Annotated in this window: 10 protein-coding genes; 6 read left to right on the top strand and 4 right to left on the bottom strand. The window is 48.2% G+C overall.

Annotated features, from left to right (window positions below; translation table 11 throughout):
- Window positions 1-245: 245 nt before the first annotated feature.
- Complete coding sequence (locus OSCI_RS24115) at window positions 246-704, bottom strand: hypothetical protein (protein ID WP_007357804.1); 459 nt, start codon at window positions 702-704, stop codon at window positions 246-248.
- Between the two features lie 250 nt (window positions 705-954).
- Entirely contained in the window at window positions 955-2,136 is a 1,182-nt protein-coding gene (locus OSCI_RS24110; RefSeq protein WP_234708817.1) for an amidohydrolase family protein, read from the bottom strand.
- Here OSCI_RS24110 and OSCI_RS31745 point away from each other — a divergent pair.
- The 5 genes from OSCI_RS31745 (at window position 2,071) to OSCI_RS28010 (ending at window position 15,893) form a co-directional block, all read left to right on the top strand.
- On the top strand, window positions 2,071-2,349 hold the full coding sequence (locus tag OSCI_RS31745) for a hypothetical protein (protein WP_234708818.1): 279 nt from the start codon (window positions 2,071-2,073) through the stop codon (window positions 2,347-2,349). The genes OSCI_RS24110 and OSCI_RS31745 overlap by 66 nt on opposite strands.
- Window positions 2,350-2,878: 529 nt before the next feature.
- Entirely contained in the window at window positions 2,879-4,093 is a 1,215-nt protein-coding gene (locus OSCI_RS24105; protein WP_007357802.1) for an RNA-guided endonuclease InsQ/TnpB family protein, read from the top strand.
- 89 nt (window positions 4,094-4,182) lie between these two features.
- A complete protein-coding gene (gene gntT / locus OSCI_RS24100) occupies window positions 4,183-5,622 on the top strand; it encodes a guanitoxin biosynthesis MATE family efflux transporter GntT (RefSeq protein WP_007357801.1) in 1,440 nt (479 codons plus the stop codon).
- Window positions 5,623-5,702: 80 nt separating this feature from the next.
- A complete protein-coding gene (locus tag OSCI_RS24095) occupies window positions 5,703-6,899 on the top strand; it encodes an arginine deiminase family protein (protein ID WP_007357800.1) in 1,197 nt (398 codons plus the stop codon).
- A gap of 120 nt (window positions 6,900-7,019) precedes the next feature.
- Entirely contained in the window at window positions 7,020-15,893 is an 8,874-nt protein-coding gene (locus OSCI_RS28010) for a type I polyketide synthase (RefSeq protein WP_007357799.1), read from the top strand.
- Window positions 15,894-15,906: 13 nt separating this feature from the next.
- On the opposite strand, the gene OSCI_RS24085 is transcribed toward OSCI_RS28010, so the two are convergent.
- Together OSCI_RS24085 and OSCI_RS32525 are read right to left on the bottom strand one after the other, a co-directional pair.
- Window positions 15,907-16,806, bottom strand: coding sequence for an RNA-guided endonuclease InsQ/TnpB family protein (locus OSCI_RS24085; protein ID WP_007357798.1), 900 nt, complete (start codon window positions 16,804-16,806; stop codon window positions 15,907-15,909).
- Entirely contained in the window at window positions 16,761-16,922 is a 162-nt protein-coding gene (locus tag OSCI_RS32525) for a helix-turn-helix domain-containing protein (RefSeq protein WP_083811334.1), read from the bottom strand. Before OSCI_RS32525 ends, OSCI_RS24085 begins: the two co-directional genes overlap by 46 nt.
- Before the next feature lie 330 nt (window positions 16,923-17,252).
- Here OSCI_RS32525 and OSCI_RS24080 point away from each other — a divergent pair, with 330 nt between their 5' ends.
- On the top strand, window positions 17,253-22,934 hold the full coding sequence (locus OSCI_RS24080; RefSeq protein ID WP_007357797.1) for a type I polyketide synthase: 5,682 nt from the start codon (window positions 17,253-17,255) through the stop codon (window positions 22,932-22,934).
- Window positions 22,935-23,110 lie beyond the last annotated feature (176 nt).

Raw genomic sequence — 23,110 nt, 5'->3', positions numbered from 1 at the left:
CTGGGGGTGGACAAATTATGCGATCGCACTGGTGGCCAGCCCACGAGTGATAACTAAGCAGTAATACTCACAGATATAGTTTTGAGAGCATTTCATGGGCGCGATCGTCCAACAGAAGGCTATTTTTTCGCGTAGGCGTAGCCAGCCGAAGGCATCGCACAAATCGAACTCACGTTTAATAAGATTTTTCCCCGTTTTACCCACCTAAAACTTTCACTCGAAGGGTGAAGCCCAAAAAACAGTAATCAAGCATCAAGATAGCTTATTAATAAATTACAAATCTCTTCCGTTAATGGTATTTTTGTTTCTATTTCTAGCCAAAGGTATTGACCAAAAGGATTATTTTCTAAAAACACATATTCATTGTTGGGAGTCACAATAAAATCCATCGCTCCATATAATAGTTTTTGCTCCTCCAAAAATTCGATGCAGAATCTTTCTATTTTTGCCGGTAGTTCAAAGATAGAATGTGGATTAATTTGAGTATGGAGTCGCCAATCAATTTTGGTCTCTTCATGGGCTTGTGAATCAATTTTAACGGCAAATACTTTTTTACCAATAATTGTAATCCTTAATTCAAAAGCTTTTTCGATATATTCTTGCAATTGAGTAGGTGATAAAGAAATATTTTTATAGAATTTATAAAAATCATTTTTGCCAATCTTTCTGGAGGGGATTCCCTGATTGAGCCCATCAATGGTCACATTTCCAGTATAAATGGTTTTAACTAAAATCTCTTTTCCGCACTCTAGAAAAAACTCTTTCGCTGTTTCTGGTTGAGTGGTTATAAGTGTTTTGGGAATTTTTACCCCGTATTTATTGACCAGTAAAAGTTGTTGAAATTTTACTTTCGCTTTATTGGCGATAAATGGTTAGTTGGGAAAAACCTGGAGAAATAGAGACTTTAGAAAACGAAAACAAACACACAAGAGTATTACAACTTCAAGGATATTCCTACAATTGACCCCTCGCCATCGCCTCCATCAGCACCAATTTTTTGTGGATGGGATCGGCCGCCACACATTGGGAGAGTCGTTGGGCTTCTACTTGCGCGTCGGCAACGATCGCGGATTCATCTACAGTGAGGACTCGGTAGTCTTCCACTAACAGTTTTCCCGCAACCATAACACTTTTAACTTCATGTCCTGAAGCAGCGTACACGAAGTTGGACACGAGATTGCGAATTGGATCTAGCAAGGTAGGCGAGAGGTTAAGGGCACTGAGGTCTAGTAAGATCAGGTCAGCTTCTTTGCCAACTTCAAGTGAGCCAATCTTGCGATCCAAGCCAATCGCCCGCGCCCCTTCGATGGTCGCCATGCGTAAGACTTCCCAAGCTGGCATGATGGTTGGATCGTGATATTTTATTTTGTTGAATAAGGCGGTCAGTTTCATCTCATTGAAGAGATTATTGTAGCTGCTGCCGATCGCAACGGGGCCACCTGCCTGCCGAAAGACGTGCGCGGGCGGCACTAGACCGTCGATGATGCCAATCATGCCGGAACAGAGCACCATACCAGCACCACTTTTGGCCACTTGTATCGCTTCTTCATCTGTCGCATCTGTCAGGTGAACCGCCAGCAACTGTTCGTCCAAATAGCCAATCTCAGCCAGAAAAGCAATCGGACGCTTACCATATCGTTTAACGATTTGCTCTGTTTCCCGATCGCCCTGCGCCACATGAAAATGCAGCATTAAGCCTTCCCGTTGTGCAATCTCTTTGGCTTCGCGTAGCATCTCCAGCGGCACCATATCTGGCGAATACATCCCTAACATGGTGGTGATACGTCCTTCTGCCGCCCCATTCCATGCACGGGAAAAGTCCACAGCCTCTGCCATCGCCCGCCGTCCCGCCTTTATATCGAAGGGATAAAGATCCCCCTCCTGAAGCGGTGGCAATTCCAGTGGGAGTGCGTCGAACATAGGGGCCAGACTAGCCCGTACTCCAATTTCATCAAAAAATTCTCCCCAGAGGGGACTAAAAACTTTATTATCGCAGAATGTTGTTGTGCCTGCCTTCAACTCTTCCACCACTCTCAAGCGTGTTGCAGCCATGCTCGCTACGGGTGTCATATGGGCGAAATAAGGCATTGTCGCGTCCATCAGCCAATTGGTTACATCTTGCGCCACCCCACGCATCAGCACCAAACTTGTGTCTACGTGAGCATTAATCAGCCCAGGCAAGACGGCGCAATTCGCGGCCTCAATAACCTTTCTGCCCTCAAAATGACTCAGCAACGCCTCGGTAGAATCAACGGCTACAATACGGCTACCCTCAATGGCGATCGCCCCATCAGCAATATATCCCACCCCCGCGCCCTGCATGGTAAAGAGATGAGCGTGGATTGCTAATGTATCTACCTGTTTTTTTGTTGTCATAAGATTCATGTTCGCTTCAGAAGAACGTAAACTTGAGATGAAAGACTGAAACTAAGTAATGCCAAGTCCGGTTGTCAAAACTCTTTATAAAAACTGACCCAATTCCGTTCTATCACCATCATCTTAGCTGCTGATACCGCTGCTCGTAGTAGTCCATACCAGGGTCGGCGTACTGTCCGCCAGTCGTCCAGAGCCGTTAGAAAACGGGACTTAAACGAAAATAGACAAGCAATAAAGGTACAATCCAGGCATGGCAGCAGATATTTCACATTAAGGCTTGAGTGATGAAAGAGCCAACTTCCGCCGCCATGCCTCCTTGCTTCCATAGATGGTGTAAACGCTTTGATGTTCTCTGGACACATCAAGCCCAAAAAAGGGAGTTTAGGAACTATATTGGGGGGTAACAACTGTTTGCAAAAGTCTACCTAAATCTGCTCAAATCTACCTAAAAACTGCGCTATGACGACTAAATGAGGAGAAATCAAAAACGGTAATTGAGATTATGTACGCCATCAAACTCGAACTCAAACTCAATAATAAGGAACGTACCTTGATGGCGCGACATTCTGGTTACGCTAGATTTTGCTACAACTACGCATTGAGCCTTTATCAAGAAGTGAAAAACCTCCCAGGTGGTAGCACAAAAAAAGTAGCAGCAATCGAAAGAGTTTTCACCAACCATGTCAAAAAGATGCCGGAATATCAATGGACTAACACCCTGTCTTCTAGGGTTTACAAAATGACATTCCGGTATTTTAAGGAGGCTTTATCCCGTTTCTTCAAAGGATTAGGAGAGTTCCCTAAATTCAAAAGAAAAAAAGATGGTGATTCATTCACTGTGGATGCTGCTGATTGGAATCACTCACTTTTATTGACAGCTAATAAGTCAATTAAAATTCCGACTCTCGGAACATTTCGACTCAAAGAATTTATCCCATTTCCCTGCGTAGCGCAGACGTTTACCATCTCTCGCACGGCGGATAAATGGTATGTATCCTTTGCTATTAAAGCCGAAAAAATACCACCAATGTTTCATCCCGTTGCTGAACCAGTGGGAATTGACTTAGGGGTATCAACATTTGCGACTCTTTCTGATGGCAATTCTTACGAGTCTCCTCGTCCACTCACTCAAGCGAAAACCAAGCTGAGCAAAGAACAGTGGAGAAATCGAAAAAAAGAATTGGGCAACAGAAAGTTAGATGTAAAAGCATCAAAAAATGCTCACAAACACTATCGTAGAGTTGCTAAAATTCACGCGAAAGTCGCTAATCAACGCCGTGATTTCTTGCAGAAAACCACAACAGAAATTAGCCAAAAATATGCTCACATTCGCATCGAAGATTTGAATGTGAGCGGGATGATTGCTAATCATAAGTTAGCGGCAGCCATTTCCGATTGTGGATTTTATGAATTTCGTCGTCAGTTGACGTATAAATCTGAAATGTATGCCACGAAAGTTGAGTTGGTAGATAGATGGTTTCCTTCTTCTAAAACCTGCTCAAATTGTGGTCATGTTCAGTCAATGCCATTAAAGGAACGAGTATTTAATTGCGGCGGCTGCAATTTATTAATTAATCGCGATCTAAACGCAGCAATTAACTTGTCTCGTTGTTCGGAAAAAGTAAGGCTAGCTCAGTCTGAAGTTACGCCTGTGGACAAGAAGGAGCCGACTCCCTTGGTAGAAGCAGGAAGTGAATGTCAAATCTGCCGTAGGTAGATTTGAGTAGGTTTCATGGAGCGGATTATTAGGAGAAAGTGAACGAAAAAGCCTGTCTCAAATTGCGAATAATGCTGTCGGACTAATCTATGAACCTGACATTTCCAAGCCAGTACGACTTTATACCCCGCTACTTCCGACTAGCTTTTACCAACGTCCTATCGAATATTATGGTACCGCTGGCTAATTTAGTCAGTATCATGTTCTTGGGTCATCTCTCGGAAATCCACCACCTAGCTGGAGTAGCCCTAGCTGGAAACCTCCTTAACTTTCTCTACTTTGTTTTATCGTTTTTACGAATGGGCACCACTGGGATAACAGCACAAGCCGTCGGACGAGATGACCGAGAGGGTGTGCTGTTGGTGGGACTGCGTAATGGTTTAATCGCTTTGGTGCTGGGGGTTGCGATCGTACTGTTGCAATACCCGTTGGGGGTGGTGGGGTTTTCTATACTAGATGTCGCCCCAGAGGTTAAGTCTTCAGCTCAAGCGTATTTTAACACCCAGAGTTGGGGAGCGCCTGCCATTTTGCTCAACTTTGTCCTGCTGGGCTGGTTTCTGGGACGGGAAAAAAATGGCTTAGTAGTGTTGTTGTCGGTTGTGGGCAATGCTGCTAATATCGCACTCGACTACTTGTTTATTATCCACTTAGACTGGTCGAGCATGGGGGCAGGAGTGGCTTCTGCTACAAGTCAATATCTCACCCTATTGGTGGGATTGTTTTTTGTGTGCAAAGAAATCCCGTGGCCAGAGGTACGAGAAGTAGCTGGAAAAATTTGGGACATAAAAGCTATACGCTCCAACTTAACTCTCAATGGAAACATCTTTGTCAGCAATTTAGTTTTTATGTTTACCGCCTTAACGTTTAACTACGAGGGGGCGCAAATGGGGACAATTATCTACGCTCAAAATGCCTTACTCTTACAAATATGGAGTTTGAGCCTCTACATTGTTGAAGGATTGGGATTCGGTACAGAAACTCTGGCAGGAAACTTTAAAGGGAAAGGAGCCACAGAACAGTTAGCACCCCTGGCAAAAGTTTCTGTGGGAATGGCTCTGCTGGTTAGCGTAGTTTTCGGCGGAGCGTGTTGGCTATTTCCCGATACTGTTTTTGGGTTGTTAACCAACCACACGGAAATCATTGAGAATATTGATATTTTTATTCCCTGGTTGGTACTTCTCCTAGTATGCAATTCATTATATTGCATACTCAGTGGGTACTTCTTGGGTTTGGCTCAAGGGCATATTCTCCGCAATGTTAGCTTAGTCGCGCTTGGTGTAGGATTTTTGCCTGCGGATGTAGCCGCAGTTAAATTTGAGAGTAACCATATCTTGTGGTTGGCTTTCTTTTTGTTCAACGCCATTGGAATGCTGATGTTTGGAGTCCAGATGGCCAGGACATATATCAGTGATGTTGAGGAGAATAGTGTATCTATTCCCGCTTTAGAAGCTACTCACACCTTGGCTTTAACTATAGAAGAAACCAGTCAAAAGATGGTAGCTGAAAAAATGGAGGTAGGTCAGGATTAAAGGTCATCGATCAACTAATGGTTAAATGTACTAAGAACAACAAACCACCAACAATTAACCCCAAAAATGTAGCGCGAGATATGCAAAAAAGAATTGTTAATGCCTGGAATGAATGGGATGAACTAGAAGAGATAGTGGTCGGGATTGCAGATGATGCCTATTTTGAACCGACTGAGCCAGGCAACCACCCCACTTTACGCGACAAAAACATTGCGGAAATATTACCTTTCCCCAGGGGGCTGAAAAAGCAAGAAGTCACAGAGAAAGCTAATGAGGAGTTGAATGGGCTGGTAGCACTTCTAGAATCACACTGCGTAACTGTGCGCCGCCCAGAGAAACATAACTTTGGCGTGTCTGTGAAAACGCCGCTCTTTGAGGTAGAGAATCAATATTGTGCGGTCTGCCCGCGTGATGTTTTGATCACCTTTGGTAACGAAATTCTCGAAGCAACTATGTCTCGGCGATCGCGTTTCTTCGAGTATCTGCCTTATCGCAAGCTAGTCTACGAATACTGGCACAACGATCCTTATATGATCTGGAATACTGCGCCCAAACCGAGTATGCAGGATGCCATGTATCGCGAAGAGTTCTGGGAGTGGCCGCTAGAAGAGCGCTTTAAGCGGATGCACGATTTTGAATTTTGCATAACCCAGGATGAGGTGATTTTTGATGCGGCAGACTGTAGCCGTTTTGGCTGTGATATCTTTGTGCAGGAGTCCATGACGACCAATCGTCTAGGAATTCGCTGGCTCAAACGGCATTTGGAGCCACGCGGCTTCCGCGTGCATGATGTTCACTTCCCACTAGATCTTTTTCCCTCCCACATTGACTGTACCTTTGTCCCGTTGGCACCTGGCGTTGTGCTAACGAATCCAGAGCGCCCCATCAAAGAGGGCGAAGAGAAACTCTTCATGGACAACGATTGGCAATTCATCGAAGCAGCACAACCCACTTCAAGCAACGAGGAGATGCCCATGTTCTGCCAGTCAAGCAAATGGTTGGCGATGAATGTGTTGAGCATCTCGCCCAAGAAGGTTATCTGCGAAGCGCAAGAGCATCGGCTTCATGATTTGCTCGACAAGCACGGCTTTGAGGTCTACCCGATTCCCTTCCGCAATGTCTATGAGTTTGGCGGCTCTCTGCACTGTGCAACGTGGGATATCCGTCGCAGGGGAACCTGTGAAAATTACTTCCCTAAACTAAACTACACGCCGCTAGCTGCAACAACCAATGGCGTGTCCTGCTTCATTATGTATAGCAACCGCCAGGGCGATTAGGGCAAGTACAACTGTTACCTTTAGTCCAGAATCCTTTACAGAGTAACCTCTTGCCTCTTCCCTCTTCCCTAGCCCCTAGCCCCTAGCCCCTAGCCCCTAGCTATAGAAGGCCCTCCACCCATGACAGAGAAAGAACGTCAACAGGTTTTATTTGATGGGAACGCAACGCAAACTGAGTTTCCCGATCTCTGCGTTCACCAATTGTTTGAGCAACAAGTTGCAGAGCAACCGGACGCGATCGCACTCATTTTCAACGATCGATCCCTTACCTATGGGGAACTAAATACACGCGCTAACTACGTAGCCCAGCGTCTCTTGTCCCTAGCCTGCCAGCCTGATGACCTCATCGCCATCTGCATCGAGCGATCGGCTGAACTGTTCATTGGTTTGTTGGGTATCCTGAAGGCTGGATGTGCATACGTGCCGTTAGATGCAGATTATCCAGCCGATCGCATCGACTATATGTTGCGTAACTCTAGCGCAGGTGTGTTGCTGACATCAAACAACGTTGCCCAGAAACTTGCATCAACCGTACCTGCGCTGCAAGGGTGCCAGCTTGTTTGTTTGGATGGAGAGTTCGAGGTTTTTCAAGAAAAGACGGTCTGTGACACGCTACAAACAGAAGTTTCTCCCAACAATTTGGCCTACTGCATCTACACCTCTGGTTCCACTGGCAATCCCAAAGGGGTTTTGATGGAACATCGATCGCTGGTCAATATGCTCTGGTGGCATCAGCAGACGCGGCGATCGGTTCGGGGTGTCAGGACGTTGCAATTTTGTGCAGTGAGCTTTGACTTCTCTTTCCATGAGATATTCTCCACGCTCTGTCTTGGCGGGACGCTGGTCTTAGTTCCAGACGCAGTACGCCAAAATCCCTTTGCGCTGGCCGAGTTCATCAGCCAACAGGCGATCGAGAAATTGTTCCTGCCCGTCACGGCGCTGCTACAGTTAGCCGAGGCTGCCGATGGGAGCAGACACATCCCAACTGCGCTTTGCGAAGTCATCACCACAGGCGAACAGATGCGTGTTACACCCGCCGTCGCCAACCTCTTTCGACATACTGGGGCTATCTTGCATAACCACTACGGCGCAACGGAATTTCAAGATGCCACCACCCATAACTTAGATGGCGATCCAGAGAGTTGGCCGACGCTGGTGCCAGTGGGGTGTCCGCTGCACAATGTTCAAGTGTATATTCTGGATGAGGCCCAGCAACCTGTGCCTGTTGGTGAAGAGGGTGAGTTCTGTATTGGTGGTGTTGGCGTGGCGCGTGGCTATCACAATCTGCCCGATCTGACGAATGAGAAATTCATCCCCAATCCATTTCTGGAATTCACTAAGACTAGCGGGCAGGGGGGCAAACTCTACCGCACGGGCGACCTAGCACGCTACCTGCCCGACGGCACGATCGAGCATTTGGGACGCATAGATCATCAAGTCAAGATTCGCGGCTTCCGTGTAGAGCTAGGTGAAATTGAGACTGTGTTGGCACGTCATCAGGCTGTGCGCGAATGTGTCGTTGTGGCACGCGAGGTTACAGGTGATACGCAGTTGGTGGGGTATATCATCCAAAACGATACAGATGGAGTCAGTTTCGAGCAACTAGAACCCATCTGGCGGCGACATCTAGAAGAGGTGCTGCCAGAACACATGGTGCCCTCCCGATTTATCCAGCTCGACGTTATGCCGTTGACCCCCAGTGGAAAGCGCGATCGCCATGCCTTGCCTGTTCCCAAGCGTGCGCGTCCGGCTTTGTCCACGCCATTGGTCAAGCCTCATACGCAGACAGAGCAACGTCTGGCAGAAATTTGGAGTAGACATCTTGCACTGGATAGCGTTGGCATTCATGACAATTTCTTTGAGTTGGGGGGCACATCTCTGCTCTTGACCCAGGCGCACAAAGCATTGCACAGCGTCTTTGACATTCAACTGTCGGCTGTTGCGCTCTTTCAATATCCGACGATTCAGACATTGGCCAGTCATATCGACTCCCAGCGTCACGGAAGCCAAAACGGAGAAAGTCAAAAAGGCGCACACGAGAATCTAAGCCAGCGTTTTTCGTCTCGCCAATCTGAATCCGCCCAATCTAATATTGCCATCATCGCAATGGCTGGACGCTTTCCTGGGGCTGAAACCATCGAGCAATTTTGGCAAAATCTCTGCAATGGCGTTGAATCGATCGCCTTCTTCAGTGATGATGAGTTGGAGCAAAGTTCGCCAGATTTGAGCAACAATCCCAATTACGTCAAAGCAGGGGCGGTATTGAATGAAATCGATCGCTTTGACGCTGACTTTTTTGGCTACAGCCCCAAAGAAGCTGCCGCGTGCGATCCACAGCAGCGTATATTGCTCGAATGTGCATGGGAAGCCTTTGAACGCGCTGGCTACAACCCCGAAACGTATCCAGGGTCAGTTGGTGTTTATGCCGGTTCGAGCCTGAGTACCTATCTGCTCAACAATATCTGCTCCGATTTAGGCATCATTACCGATCGGCCTTTTATCGAAACGGATATGGCGCAGTTTCAAGCCAAAATTGGCAACGATCGCAGCTATCTCGCCACACGCATTTCCTACAAGCTCAACCTCAAAGGGCCGAGTGTCAATGTGCAGTCTGCCTGCTCAACCTCATTAGTAGCAGTCCACATGGCCTGCCAGAGTCTCATTAGTGGAGAGAGTGACATGGCTTTGGCGGGTGGCATCTCTGTGGTTGTCCCCCACAAAGGGGGCTATCTCTATGAAGAGGGCATGATTCGATCGCGGGATGGTCACTGTCGCGCCTTTGATGCAGAAGCGCAGGGGACTCTCTTTGGCAATGGAGGTGGCTTGGTCTTGCTCAAACGCTTGCAGGATGCGCTGGACGATCGCGATCGCATTGTGGCTGTTATCAAAGGTTCGGCCATCAACAACGACGGGGCCCTCAAGATGGGCTACACAGCTCCAAGCGTAGATAGACAGGCCGATGTTATTAGTGAAGCACTCGCCAGGGCCGACGTGGATGCCAGCACTATCGGTTATGTGGAAACGCACGGCACAGGCACCAAACTGGGCGACCCGATTGAAGTTGCAGGGTTAACACAGGCATTTCAGCGCAGTACGGACAGCGTACTTGATGCACGGCAATGTGCCATAGGTTCAGTTAAAACTAACATCGGTCACTTGGATGAAGCGGCAGGCATTGCTGGTTTGATCAAGGCGGCGTTGGCTGTGCAACATGGGCAGATTCCACCGAGCTTGCACTATGTCAAACCCAACCCCCAGATTGATTTTGACGCAACCCCGTTCTTTGTCAACACGGAATTACGCGAATGGTCAAGGAATGGTCATCCGCGACGGGCGGGAGTGAGTTCTTTTGGTGTCGGTGGAACCAACAGCCATGTTGTGCTGGAAGAACCTCCTGTGCGAGAAACCACAGCGACTTCCTCTTTGCCAGAACGGAGTCATCACCTATTAACGCTCTCTGCCCCTACACAAAAGGCTTTACACGATCTGGTGCAACGCTACATCCACCATATCGAGGCACACCCCGATCTTGACTTAGGCGACCTCTGTTTCACAGCCAACACAGGACGCAAGCATTTTGAGCATCGTTTGGCAGTGGTGGCCGAATCAATTTCAGGCTTGCAAACACAACTCAAAACTGCACAGACTGCGATTTCAGCACAACAAGAAAATGCCACACCGACGATCGCTTTCCTGTTTACAGGACAAGGTTCGCAGTACGTCAATATGGGACGCACACTCTACGATACTGAACCAACATTCCGAGCAGCCCTCGATCGCTGTGATGCCATCCTGCAACAAGATTTAGGGATCGAGTCCATTCTCTATGTCATTTTTGGCTCATCTGAGCATAGCCTCTCGTTAGATAACACGGCCTATCTCCAGCCCGCCCTCTTTGCCGTCGAATATGCGCTCTATCAGTTATGGCGCTCGTGGGGCATCCAGCCGACCGTAGTGATGGGTCATAGCTTGGGTGAATACGTGGCCGCTTGTGTGGCGGGGGTCTTTAGCCTGGAAGATGGGCTTAAACTGGTTGCAGAGCGGGGACGGCTGATGCAGGCGCTTCCTCGTGATGGGAGCATGATTTCTGTGACGGCAAGTGAGGCGGAGGTTACAGATTTCATTCGGCCTTATAGGGGACAGGTGGCGATCGCAGCGATTAATGGCCCCCAAAGTGTTGTAATTTCTGGGCAACAGGAAGCGATTGCTGCTATTTGTGCCACGTTGGAAACTGAGAAAATCAGAAGCGAGAGGCTAAACGTCTCCCATGCCTTCCACTCGCCGCTAATGGAACCGATATTGGACTCTTTCTCGCAGGTTGCACAAGAGGTGACATACTCGGAACCGAAAATCAAGCTCATCTCCAATTTGACGGGACAATTGGCAAGCCATGAAGCTTGTACCCAGGAACCCCAAATCGCCACCGCAGAGTATTGGGTGCGCCATGTGCGGCAGCCTGTCCGATTTGCGGCAGGAATGGAGAGCCTGGAGCGTCAAGGGGCAAACATATTTATAGAAATCGGCCCCAAACCCGTTCTTTTGGGCATGGGACGCAACTGCTTGCCTGAAGGTGAGGGGGTTTGGTTGCCTAGTTTGCGCCCGAAACAGGATGATTGGCAACAGCTATTAAGTAGTTTGTGCAAGCTTTACTTAGCAGGTGTGACCGTCGATTGGGCAGGTTTCGATCGGGGGTATGCTCGTCGCCGCGTGCCACTACCGACTTATCCTTGGCAGCGAGAGCGGTATTGGGTAGAGCCAATTAGTAGTCATCAGCGATCGCTACCACCAGCCACAAATACTACCAAGTCAACTCGCTACGCCAGCGTGGCACAGCATCCTCTGCTTGGTCAACGGCTCCAGTTGTCGCGTACTCAAGAGATTTACTTTCAAAGCTTCATCCACTCCGACTCCCCAATTTGGGTAGCCGATCATAAAGTATTTGGAAATGTCATCATTCCGGGCGTTGCCTATTTCGAGATGGCACTGGCAGCAGGGAAAGCACTTAAACCAGAAAGTACATTCTGGCTCGAAGATGTGTCGATCGCACAAGCACTCATTATTCCCGATGAAGGGAAAACTGTGCAAATAGTTTTAAGCCCACAAGAAAAGTCCGCTTATTTTTTTGAAATCCTCTCCTTAGAACAAGAAAACTCTTGGGTGCTTCATGCCTCTGGTAAGCTATTCGTCCCAGAGCAATTGCTAGAAACCGAGCCCATCGACTTGATGGCGTTACAGGCACATTGTTCTGAAGAAGTAGCGGTAGACGTGCTTTATCAGGAAGAAATGGCGCGTCAGATGGATATGGGGCCAATGATGCGGGGGGTGAAGCAGCTTTGGCGTTATCCAGTCTCATTTGCCAAAAGCCATGATGCGATCGCACTCGCCAAGGTTAGCTTGCCAGAAATCTTGCTTCACGAGTTTAATGCCTACCAATTCCATCCCGTACTCTTGGATGCGGGGCTTCAAATGATAACGGTCTCTTATCCTGAAGCCAGCCAAGGTCAGACTTATGTACCCGTTGGCATTGAGAGTCTGCAAGTCTACGATCGTCCTAGTTCAGAACTGTGGTGTCGCGCCCAATATCGGCCTCCTTTGAGTACAGATCGAAAGCAGGATATTGATTCGCCACCAAAGAAACTGATTGCAGACCTTCATCTATTTGATACCGAGGGACGTGCGATCGCCATTATGTCCGGCGTGCAATCTGTCCTCGTGCGCCGTGAAGAAATGTTGCGATGGCGAAACGCCGCGCCGAAGGCATCGCAAGACTCTTGGCGAAATTGGCTTTATCAGGTCGTGTGGAAACCTCAAGCGCGTTTTGGACTCTTACCGAATTACCTGCCAACGCCAGATAATATTCGCAAACGCCTCGAAACAAAGTTAGCTTCGGCGATCGTCGAAGCAGATTTGGCAACTTATGGTATCGCCTATACCCAACTCGAAAGGTTAAGTCTGGCTTACGTTGTGGACGCTTTCCAACAAATGGGGTGGCTGTTTGAACTCGGCGAACGTTTTTCCACTGCCCAGAAGGGCTCGGAGTTGGGGGTTGTCGATCGACATCGGCAACTGTTCGCTCGTTTGCTCGATATCCTAGCCGAAGCAGGAATACTCCGAGGCGAAAAGTCGATGACGACATGGGAAGTTATTTCACACCCTGAAACGATTGACCTACAGGTGTTTCTCGATCGACTCGAAGCAAAAGAAGCACAAGCTGAGATCGCACTGGTCTCGCGTTGCGGTGCAAAATTGGCAGAAGTACTACAAGGAAGATACGACCCCATACAGTTGCTCTTCCCTGCGGGCGACACAACAACATTAAGCAAGCTCTATGGCGAAGCCAAAGTTTTAGGTGTCACGAATACTCTCGTACAAGAAGCGGTTCTTTCAGCCCTCGATCAGTTACCGCAGGAACGTGGTTGGCGAATTTTAGAGATTGGTGCTGGCACAGGCGGAACCACAGCCTACTTGTTACCGCATCTGCCTGTCGATCGCACAGAATATGTCTTTACCGACATCAGTTCCTTTTTTATCGGCAAAGCGAGAGAGCGCTTTAAAGATTACCCGTTTGTGCGCTATCAGGTATTAAACATCGAACAAGCGCCACAGGCGCAAGGATTTGAATCCCTAAAGTACGATTTAATCGTGGCGGCGGATGTATTACATACTACTAGCGACTTGCGTCAAACGCTGGCAAATGTCCAGCAATTGTTGGCACCAGGCGGGATGTTGATCCTGATGGAAGACAGCGAACCCGCACGTTGGGCCGATATAACTTTTGGCTTAACAGAAGGCTGGTGGAAGTTTACAGACCGTGACTTACGCCCCAACCATCCGCTATTGTCTCCCGATCGCTGGCAAATGTTGTTGCAAGAAATGGGATTCAGCCAAACAACTGCTTTATGGCCAGAAATAGATGGCCCCCATAAATTGCCACGCGAGGCGGCGATCGTGGCGCGTAAGGAACCAGCAGTCAGAACACCGCGAAGATGGCTGCTCTTGGCTGATGAGGAGATTGGTGGGCTACTAGCAAAACGGTTGCGTGGAGAAGGAGAGGATTGTACGCTCCTTTTACCAGGGGAAAAGTACGCAGAGATAGACTCGCAAACGTTCACGATCGCTCCTACAAGCCTTGAAGATTGGAAACAATTGTGGAAGCGGGTAACAAACATCCAAGAAATCGTGCATTGTTGGAGCATGGTTTCGACTGACTTGGAGGCGACCACTCTTTTAAGTTGTGGCAGTACGCTGCACTTAATTCAAGCGCTGGCAAGCTATCCAGAAACCCCTCCTCGCTTGTCACTGGTTACGTTGGGCGCACAAGCCGTCAACGAACATCACGTTCAAAATGTGGTTGAATCGGCTCTGTGGGGGATGGGAAAAGTAATTGCGATCGAACACCCAGAGCTAGGGGTGGTGCAAGTGGATTTAGACCCCAATACGACAGTTGAGGCGCAAGTGGAAGCGCTTAAGGGCGAACTTTTCGCGATCGCAGAGCCTGCATCAGCAACAGTGGAAGTAGAGCAGGGGGGCAAGGGGGCAGGGGAGCAGGGGGGCAGGGGAGAGATTTCCATATTCCATCTCCCCCGCTCCCCCGCTCCCCCGCTCCCCCGCTCCCCCGCTCCCCTGCTCCCCCGCTCCCCCGCTCCCCCGCTCCCCATTCTTTATGCGCCCGATCTGCAAACGCGACCTCGCGAACAGCAAATAGCATTTCGCGAACAAAGGCGTTATGTGGCAAGACTTTCGCCCTTAGCCCGCCCCACTAGAGGGGAAGATAAACAAGAGCCTCTCACATTCCGCGACGATGGCAGCTATCTGATTGCTGGTGGTCTAGGCGGACTGGGGTTACTGGTGGCTCGTTTTCTAGTTACGCATGGGGCCAGGCACCTTGTGCTGGTCGGACGACGTGGTGCGAGGGAGGAGCAGCAAGCTCAATTAAGCGAACTAGAGCAACTGGGAGCTTCCGTGACAGTCGTACAAGCCGATATTGCCGATGCAGCACAACTAACCCGATCGCTTGCAGCAGCAACGTACCCACCATTACGGGGCGTTATTCACGCGGCAGGTACATTAAATGATGGGATTCTACAGCAGCAAAGTTGGCAAGCCTTTGAAGAAGTGATGGCTCCCAAGGTAGCAGGTGCGTGGAACCTACATACACTGACCAAAAATCAGCCTTTAGATTTCTTTGTCTTGTTCTCTTCCGCCACCTCTTTGCTCGGTAACGCTGGGCAAGCCAATCACGCTGCGGCAAACGCTTTTCTTGATGCGATCGCCTCTTATCGTCGCCACTTAGGGCTACCGAGCCTATCAATTAATTGGGGTACGTGGAGCGAAGTGGGAATTGCGGCTCGACTTGGACTAGATAAGTTGTCCAGCAAACAGGGAGAGGGAACCATTACCCTGGCACAGGGTTTGCAAATTCTCGACCAGTTGCTCAAAGACGAGAGTACGGTGCATCAAGTGGGTGTCATGCCGATCGACTGGCCACAATTCTTAGCAAGGCAATTGACTCCGCAGCCGTTCTTCAGCGATGTGATGAAGAATATTGACACCTCCGGTAAACTAACCTTGCAGGAGAGGGGCTCTCGCTCCCAAGCTTACGGGCATAATATTCGAGATCAATTAGAGAAAGCTCCGCCCAAAGAGGGTATGACTCTCTTGCAGGCTCATGTTCGGGAGCAGGTGGCCCTAGTTTTGGGAATAGACGCGAATACTCTACTGGCAAAGCAAGAGGTGGGCTTCTTTACCCTGGGAATGGATTCCCTGGCCTCTGTCGAGTTAAGAAACAGGTTACAAGCCAGTTTGGGTTGCTCTCTTTCTTCCACTTTGGCTTTAGACTATCCAACGCAACAGGCTCTCGTGAATTATCTTGCCGACGAATTGCTAGAAACACCTAAGCAGCTACAAAAGCCTGAATCTGATGAAGAAGATGAGATGTCGTCAATAGATGAGATAACGCAGTTGCTTGCCGCGAAACTAGAGATGGAACTGTGAACGAACCTGACGGTCAACGGAGTACCGTTAGACCGCAGGCTTCTATTTCCCTTTGTGCAAGGGCTTTTTTGAGTGACGAAGTTCCCCCGCCACTTTGATGAATTAGACCAATCTTTTTGATCAGCTTAGCCGAGTTTTCATCTCGGTCTAAAGACTCGCCGCATTGACAAGAATGCCACCGCTCCGACAATTCTTTCGGTACTTTATTGAGGCAATTCCAGCAATGCTGAGAAGTTCCCCTCGGATCGACGAACAAAACATTCTTACCCAATTTCCAGGCAACATACTTGAGGACATTGGCAAATTGACCGTGAGCAGCATCAAGCATTGATTTGTTTAGACCACTCTTGGCTGCTTGACCATTCGGCAAATAAACCAAGTTGCCATCTTCAATGTCTGTCTTGATTTTAGCGCGTCTTGTTAAATTCTTGATACTCAAATCTTCAACCACCAAAACATCACACTTGCCAAATAGTTCATGTGCTGTCTTGAATTGAAAATCAAGCCTCGCTCTAGCTACAAATTGATGCAGCCGAGAAATCTTGCTCTTGAGAATATGCCAAGACTTAGAGCCTTTGACTCTACTAGCCAACTTTGCCTGAAGTTTTGCTAATTTCTCAGCAGATTTCCTCAAGAATCTAGGATTCTCAATTCTTTCACCGTTGGAGAGGTAAACATAATTAGTGATTCCTAAGTCAATACCAAGAGTGTTTTCAGTAGTCGGTTGAATCTCTGCAACCGTCACGGGAACCGTTTTATCTTCTAACGTCAGGGCAATATACCACCCGTCTGCCTCTCTAATAACCGTCCCCGTCTTGACCTTGAATCCTGTTGGTATTGGGCGATGGAATACCATCGGCACTTGACCTATTTTGGCCAGGCATTGATAGGTGTTCTCGTGGATTCCCACCATCTAAACCTTTCGCCGAGGCGGTAGTTGTATTGCCTACGGCAGAGTTCTAGGTGGGTCGCAATCGTTGCCAACTGAGCTTTTGTGGGCTTGAGGCGGTATTTGTAGGTGAGTTGCATTGGAAACTTCCTTTCGGCGACTTAGAAGTGAATTCCCTGAAAGAGTGAATGAGTTTTACCGCACAAAAATCACAGTTTAAATGCGAAACAGCTTAGTTCGTATTTCATCGCTTCCTGTGGAGGTGTCACTGTTTCTGCACTTAGAGGTATATTGAAAATCAGGATGCTCCAGAAGATTGATCCACGGTAGTCGAGTCTAATTGTCGGCTTCCGTACCTCCATCCGACGAGCCTTTCATCCCTGCGGTAATTTATTCGGGGTACTTCGCGCAGCGCTCAGATTCATCCCCTCTAAATATACCGAGGGACTTCCCGGCTGTTAGTTAAGCACATGGATAAAAAACTAGAAATATACGAACGATTAGTCAAGCAATCCTATCACAAGATAGAGGCTCTGGAAGCTGAAGTTAACAGGTTGAAGGAGAGCCAACACGAACCGATCGCGATCGTTGGTATGGGCTGTCGATTTCCGGGTGCGAATAGTCCAGAAGAGTTCTGGCAGTTGTTGCGTGATGGGGTTGATGCTATTGGTGAGGTACCAAAAGACCGCTGGGATGTTGATGCCTATGTAGACGGAAATCTGGAAAGCGCAGACAAGATGTCAATTCGCTTTGGTGGGTTTGTCGAGCAACTTGAGGAGTTTGATGCTCAATTCTTTGGCATATCACCGCGAGAAGCGGTTTCTCTTGACCCACAGCAACGTTTGCTATTAGAGGTGACTTGGGAAGCACTGGAAAACGCAGCGGTGATTCCACCTTCGGCAACGGGCGTATTCGTTGGTATTAGTAACCTTGATTATCGTGAAATACTCTTGAAGCAAGGAGCAATTGATACTTATTTGGCTTCGGGTAATGCTCATAGTACAGCCAGTGGTCGCTTATCCTACTTTCTAGGTCTGACAGGCCCCTGTCTCTCAATAGATACGGCTTGTTCTTCGTCGTTGGTGGCTGTACATCAGTCACTGATAAGTCTGCGCCAGCGAGAATGTGACTTAGCGTTGGTTGGGGGAGTCTATCGGCTGATAGCGCCAGAGGAAAGTATCTCACTAGCAAAAGCCCGTATGTTGTCTCCCGATGGTCGTTGCAAAGTCTTTGATGCGTCGGCAAATGGGTATGTCCGAGCCGAAGGATGTGGCGCGATCGTGCTCAAGCGCTTGTCGGACGCACAAGCCGATGGGGACAACATCTTGGCGTTGATTCGCGGGTCAGCCATCAACCAAGACGGTCGCACGAGTGGCTTGACCGTTCCGAATGGCCCCCAACAAGCTGCCGTAATTCGCCAAGCGATCGCCAATAGCGGCATCACACCAAAACAAGTTAACTATATAGAAACTCATGGCACAGGAACTTCATTAGGAGATCCGATCGAAGTCGGCGCGTTGGGAACGATCTTTAATCAGCGATCGCAGCCTTTAATTATTGGTTCAGTCAAAACAAATATTGGCCATCTAGAAGCCGCAGCAGGGATTGCTGGACTGATTAAGGTCGTCCTTGCCATGCAGTATGGCGAAATCCCGCCTAATTTACACTTTCACCAGCCCAGTCCTCGCATTAACTGGGAGCGATTGCCGATCGCCATCCCAACAGAACGCACAGCTTGGCCTGCGGGCGATCGCTTCGCCGGGATCAGTTCTTTCGGTTTTAGTGGCACCAATGCTCATGTCGTGTTAGAGGAAGCCCCAAAAATAGAGCCGTCTACTGTAGAGATTCATTCAAAGCAGCGTGTTCTTACCTTATCAGCAGAGACACCTCAAGCACTACAAGAACTTGCTCGGCGTTATGTGACTTATCTAACTAAAAACTTGCAGGAGAGTCTGGCGGATATTTGCTTTACAGCCAACACAGGGCGCAAACATTTTAAACATCGCTTTGCCGCAGTAGCAGAGTCTAAAACGCAGTTGCGCCAGCAATTGGAAACGTTTGCGCGATCGGGAGAGGGGCTCTTTGAGGCGACCTCTCTCTCAAAAATAGCTTTTCTCTTTACAGGTCAAGGCTCGCAGTATGTAGGAATGGGGCAAGAACTTTATGAGAGCCAACCTACCTTCAGGCAAACGATCGATCGCTGCGATCGGATTTTGCGATCGCATTTGGGCAAGTCGATCCTCTCAATACTCTATCCCAGCCAAGAGATGGGACTGGACGCAACATCCCAAATTGATGAAACGGCTTATACTCAACCCGCTCTTTTCGCTCTCGAATATGCACTGGTGCAGTTGTGGCGCTCGTGGGGCATTGAGCCTGATGTGGTGATGGGGCATAGTGTGGGAGAATATGTGGCCGCTTGTGTGGCGGGTGTCTTTTCTTTAGAGGATGGTCTCAAACTGATTGCGGAAAGAGGCCGTCTGATGCAAGAATTGCCTCGCGATGGGGCGATGGTATCGGTGATGGCCAATAAATCGCGCATAGAGCAAGCGATCGCACCTTTGGGCCGAGAGGTTTCTATTGCGGCCATCAATGGCCCAGAGAGTGTGGTTATCTCTGGTAAAAGGGAGACATTACAACAGATTACCCAACAGTTAGTTGCCGAAGGCATCAAGACACGCCAACTAACTGTTTCTCACGCCTTTCACTCGCCATTGATGGAGCCAATGTTAGGTCAATTCCGCCGAGTTGCCAACACAATCACCTATCAACCACCGCAGCTCAACCTAATCTCGAATGTCACAGGCCGACGAATATATGAAGAAATCGCCACTCCCGATTACTGGGTGAGACATTTGCAAGAGGCTGTCCGTTTTGCGGATGGGGTTAAGGTGTTACACGAACAGAATGTCAATTTCGCGATCGAAATCGGCCCCAAACCCACACTGCTTGGCATGGTTGAGTTACAAAGTTCTGAGAATTCATCCTCTGCGCCAATGATGATGATGCCCAGTTTGCGCGAGCATCGTAGCGACTGGCAGCAGATGTTGGAGAGCTTGAGTCAACTCTATCTACATGGTGTTGAGATTGACTGGATCGGTTTTGATAAAGACTATGTGCGACATAAAGTTGTCCTGCCGACATACCCCTGGCAGCGGCAGCGTTACTGGGTAGAATCAGCCCAACAGAAGCACGCCGCTAAAAGCCTGCATCCTCTACTCGACAGGTGCATGAAACTGCCGCGTCACAACGAAACAATCTTTGAGAAAGAATTTAGTCTAGAGACATTGCCCTTTCTTGATGACTATCGCATTTATGGTGCAGTTGTGTTGCCAAGTGCAAGCTATCTATCAATGCTACTGAGTATTGCCGAGTCATATACAAATGGTCATTTAAGAGGAGGGAATAGTGCAAAGCAAACTACCTATTTGCTAAAAGATGTTACCTTCCCTTTACCTCTGGCGATCGCTGATGAAGCGAGTCGCACAGTGCAAGTCGCCTGTTCTCCCTCTAATGCTGCGCTAAACAAGCGTGGCAACGAGACACAATTTGAATTGTTTAGCTTTGCTGAGGATGTACCTGAGAGCAACAGTACAGATGCTAATTTTGAGACACCCGTCACCCATGCCAACGGGCAATTTAAGCTTGAAGATACAGTGCCTCCTAGAGTGGAGCTAGAAGAAATACAAGCACGTTGCCCGCAGGAAATCGATCGCAACCTTTTCTATCAAACATTCACAGACAAAGGTCTGGTTTTTGGCCCTCGTTTTCGCTGGTTAGAAAAAGTATGGATAGGCAATGGAGAAGCCTTGGCGCGTCTGCAAAAACCGGAAAGCATTGAATCGTTCAACGGATATGTAATTCATCCCGGTTTGTTGGATGCCTGTACGCAAGTGCCATTTGCTATTTCGTCTGGCGATGAAAATGGGAAATCAGAAACGACAGTGCCCTTTGCGCTGAAGGAACTACGTTGTTATCAGCCTGCAAGCGGACAAACGTGGTGGGTTCATGCCACAGAAAAAAATAGATACACATGGGAAGTTTCTCTGTTTGATGAGAGTGGGCAAGCGATCGCGGAATTTGTAGGGTTAGAAGCTCGTGTTGCTATGCCCGAAGCCTTGCAAGGGGTAGACTTTTGGCATGACTGGCTCTATACCGTCGATTGGCGATCGCAACCTCTACTAATCTCGGAGGGGCTGGATGTTAATAAAACAGGTGCAGAAACGTGGCTTCTTTTTGCACAACCCGAAGGAATAGGGGCGGACTTGGCAGCACATTTGCAGAGCCAAGGAAAGCGGTGTATTTTTGTAGTGCCTGGGCGTGAGTATACTGTTACCGAGCAACACATTACACGCGCTGGACATCTTGGTGATGTCGCCCTCGATGGTGTGACAAAATTAACAACAGTTGTCACACTTAATCCCGCTTTTCTTAATGACTATAAATGTTTTTTGGAAACTCTGACAGACAGTGGATCGCCTTGTCAATATGTACTCTATCTGTGGAATCGTCACGATCTAACAAATGTTTTTAATAATTTGATAGTGCCAGATATCGTCCTAAACTTATGTGGTGGTCTTCTTCATTTGGTACAAGCCCTCAGCGAGATAGAGTGGGCACCCAAACTATGGTTAATTACACAAAATAGTCAAGCGGTTGGTGATGACTTAGCGAATTTACAGATCGAACAAGCACCCTTATGGGCATTGAGTCGAACCATCCGTGCCGAACATCCTGAATTTGATTGTCGTTGTTTGGATTTTGATACGCTCTCAAATGGAGTACCACTCTTATTGAACGAGCTGCAAGCCACAGAAGGTGAATCTCAAATTGCTTACCGCCAAGGAATACGATATGTTGCAAGGTTGATTCGTTATCAAGTAGAAAATCACGCGCTGATTCAAACAGAAATCAAGCCCGATGGAGGCTATCTGATCGCAGGTGGATTAGGCGGACTGGGATTGCAAGTGGCACTTGCACTTGCGGATGCTGGGGCAAAACACTTAATTCTCAACAGTCGCCGTGCTACGCTCTCAAACGAAGCCCAGTCGATTATCGACCGACTACGCCAAGAGGATGTTAGGGTTGATTTGATTGTTGCAGATATCTCTGATGCGGCAGATTGCGAACGACTTTTAATAGAAAGTCAGAGCAAGACCTCTATCCAAGGGATTGTCCACGCGGCGGGTGTTCTGGATGATGGCATCCTGATCCAACAAAATCGAGAGCGTTTTCAAAAGGTGATGGCGGCAAAGGTAGGCGGAGCTTGGCATCTGCACCAACAGAGCCAAACCCTCGACTTAGATTTCTTTGTCGCGTTCTCGTCTGTTGCGTCGCTCATAGAAGAGCCAGGACAAGCTAATTACGCCGCAGCCAATGCGTTTTTGGATTCATTAATGTATTATCGTCACGCCAGGGGCTCCAATAGCTTGAGTATCAACTGGGGGGCTTGGGCAGAAGTGGGGATGGCAGCTAATTTATCATTTGAAAAACAGGGAATCGCGGCAATTCCTCCAAAGCAAGGAGAGCATATTCTCGTCGAACTTATTCAAAAACTTAATAAGCATACAATCCCCCAAGTTGCTGTACAACCGACGAATTGGGCAGAATATCTATCTTATGTTGGCGGCATGAATATGCCATTTTATGAATACTTTGCACACCACTTGCGTAGCGAAGAAGAAACCAAGTTGCGGCAAATAGCAGGTAGCACCTCAAATAAAGTTAGTCTGCGGCAACAGCTTCAAACACTCCCGGAGACAGAGCGCGATGCCCTTTTGATGGAACATCTTGAAAAAACAGCACTCAAAGTTCTCGGTTTTGCTTCTAATCAAAAAATCGATCCTTCTCAGGGATTAATGAATATGGGACTGGACTCTTTGATGGCGGTTGAATTTCGGAATCAGTTGATATGTAGTTTGGAACGCCCTCTGCCAGCCACTCTGCTCTTTAATTGTCCAACACTTAATTCATTACATGACTACCTAGTAGCAAAAATGTTTGATGATGATGCTTCTATGCAAAAGGCAGAGCAAATGGCGCAACCAGCAGCACAGACAGCAGACAGCATATCAATAGAATCCAAAATAGATGATAATGAAAGCGTGGATGACATTGCGCGAATGCTGGCACAAGCACTCGATATGGGGTAAAGCTAGGGTTCGTGCAACGAGGGGCAACTCTAGATTGAAATCAAGAGGCTGTATGAGTTTCAGCCATTGCTATAAGCCTTCCAGGTTATTTTTTGCCGAAAGTGACACAAGAAGGTTAAGTTTGCTTTTGTACAGTGAGTGAAGAAGGGAAACCCAAAAGATATCACATCGGTTCT

It is taken from the genome of Kamptonema sp. PCC 6506 (assembly GCF_000180455.1).
Taxonomy (GTDB): domain Bacteria; phylum Cyanobacteriota; class Cyanobacteriia; order Cyanobacteriales; family Microcoleaceae; genus Kamptonema; species Kamptonema formosum.
This window is presented reverse-complemented; position numbering and strand designations above follow the sequence as displayed.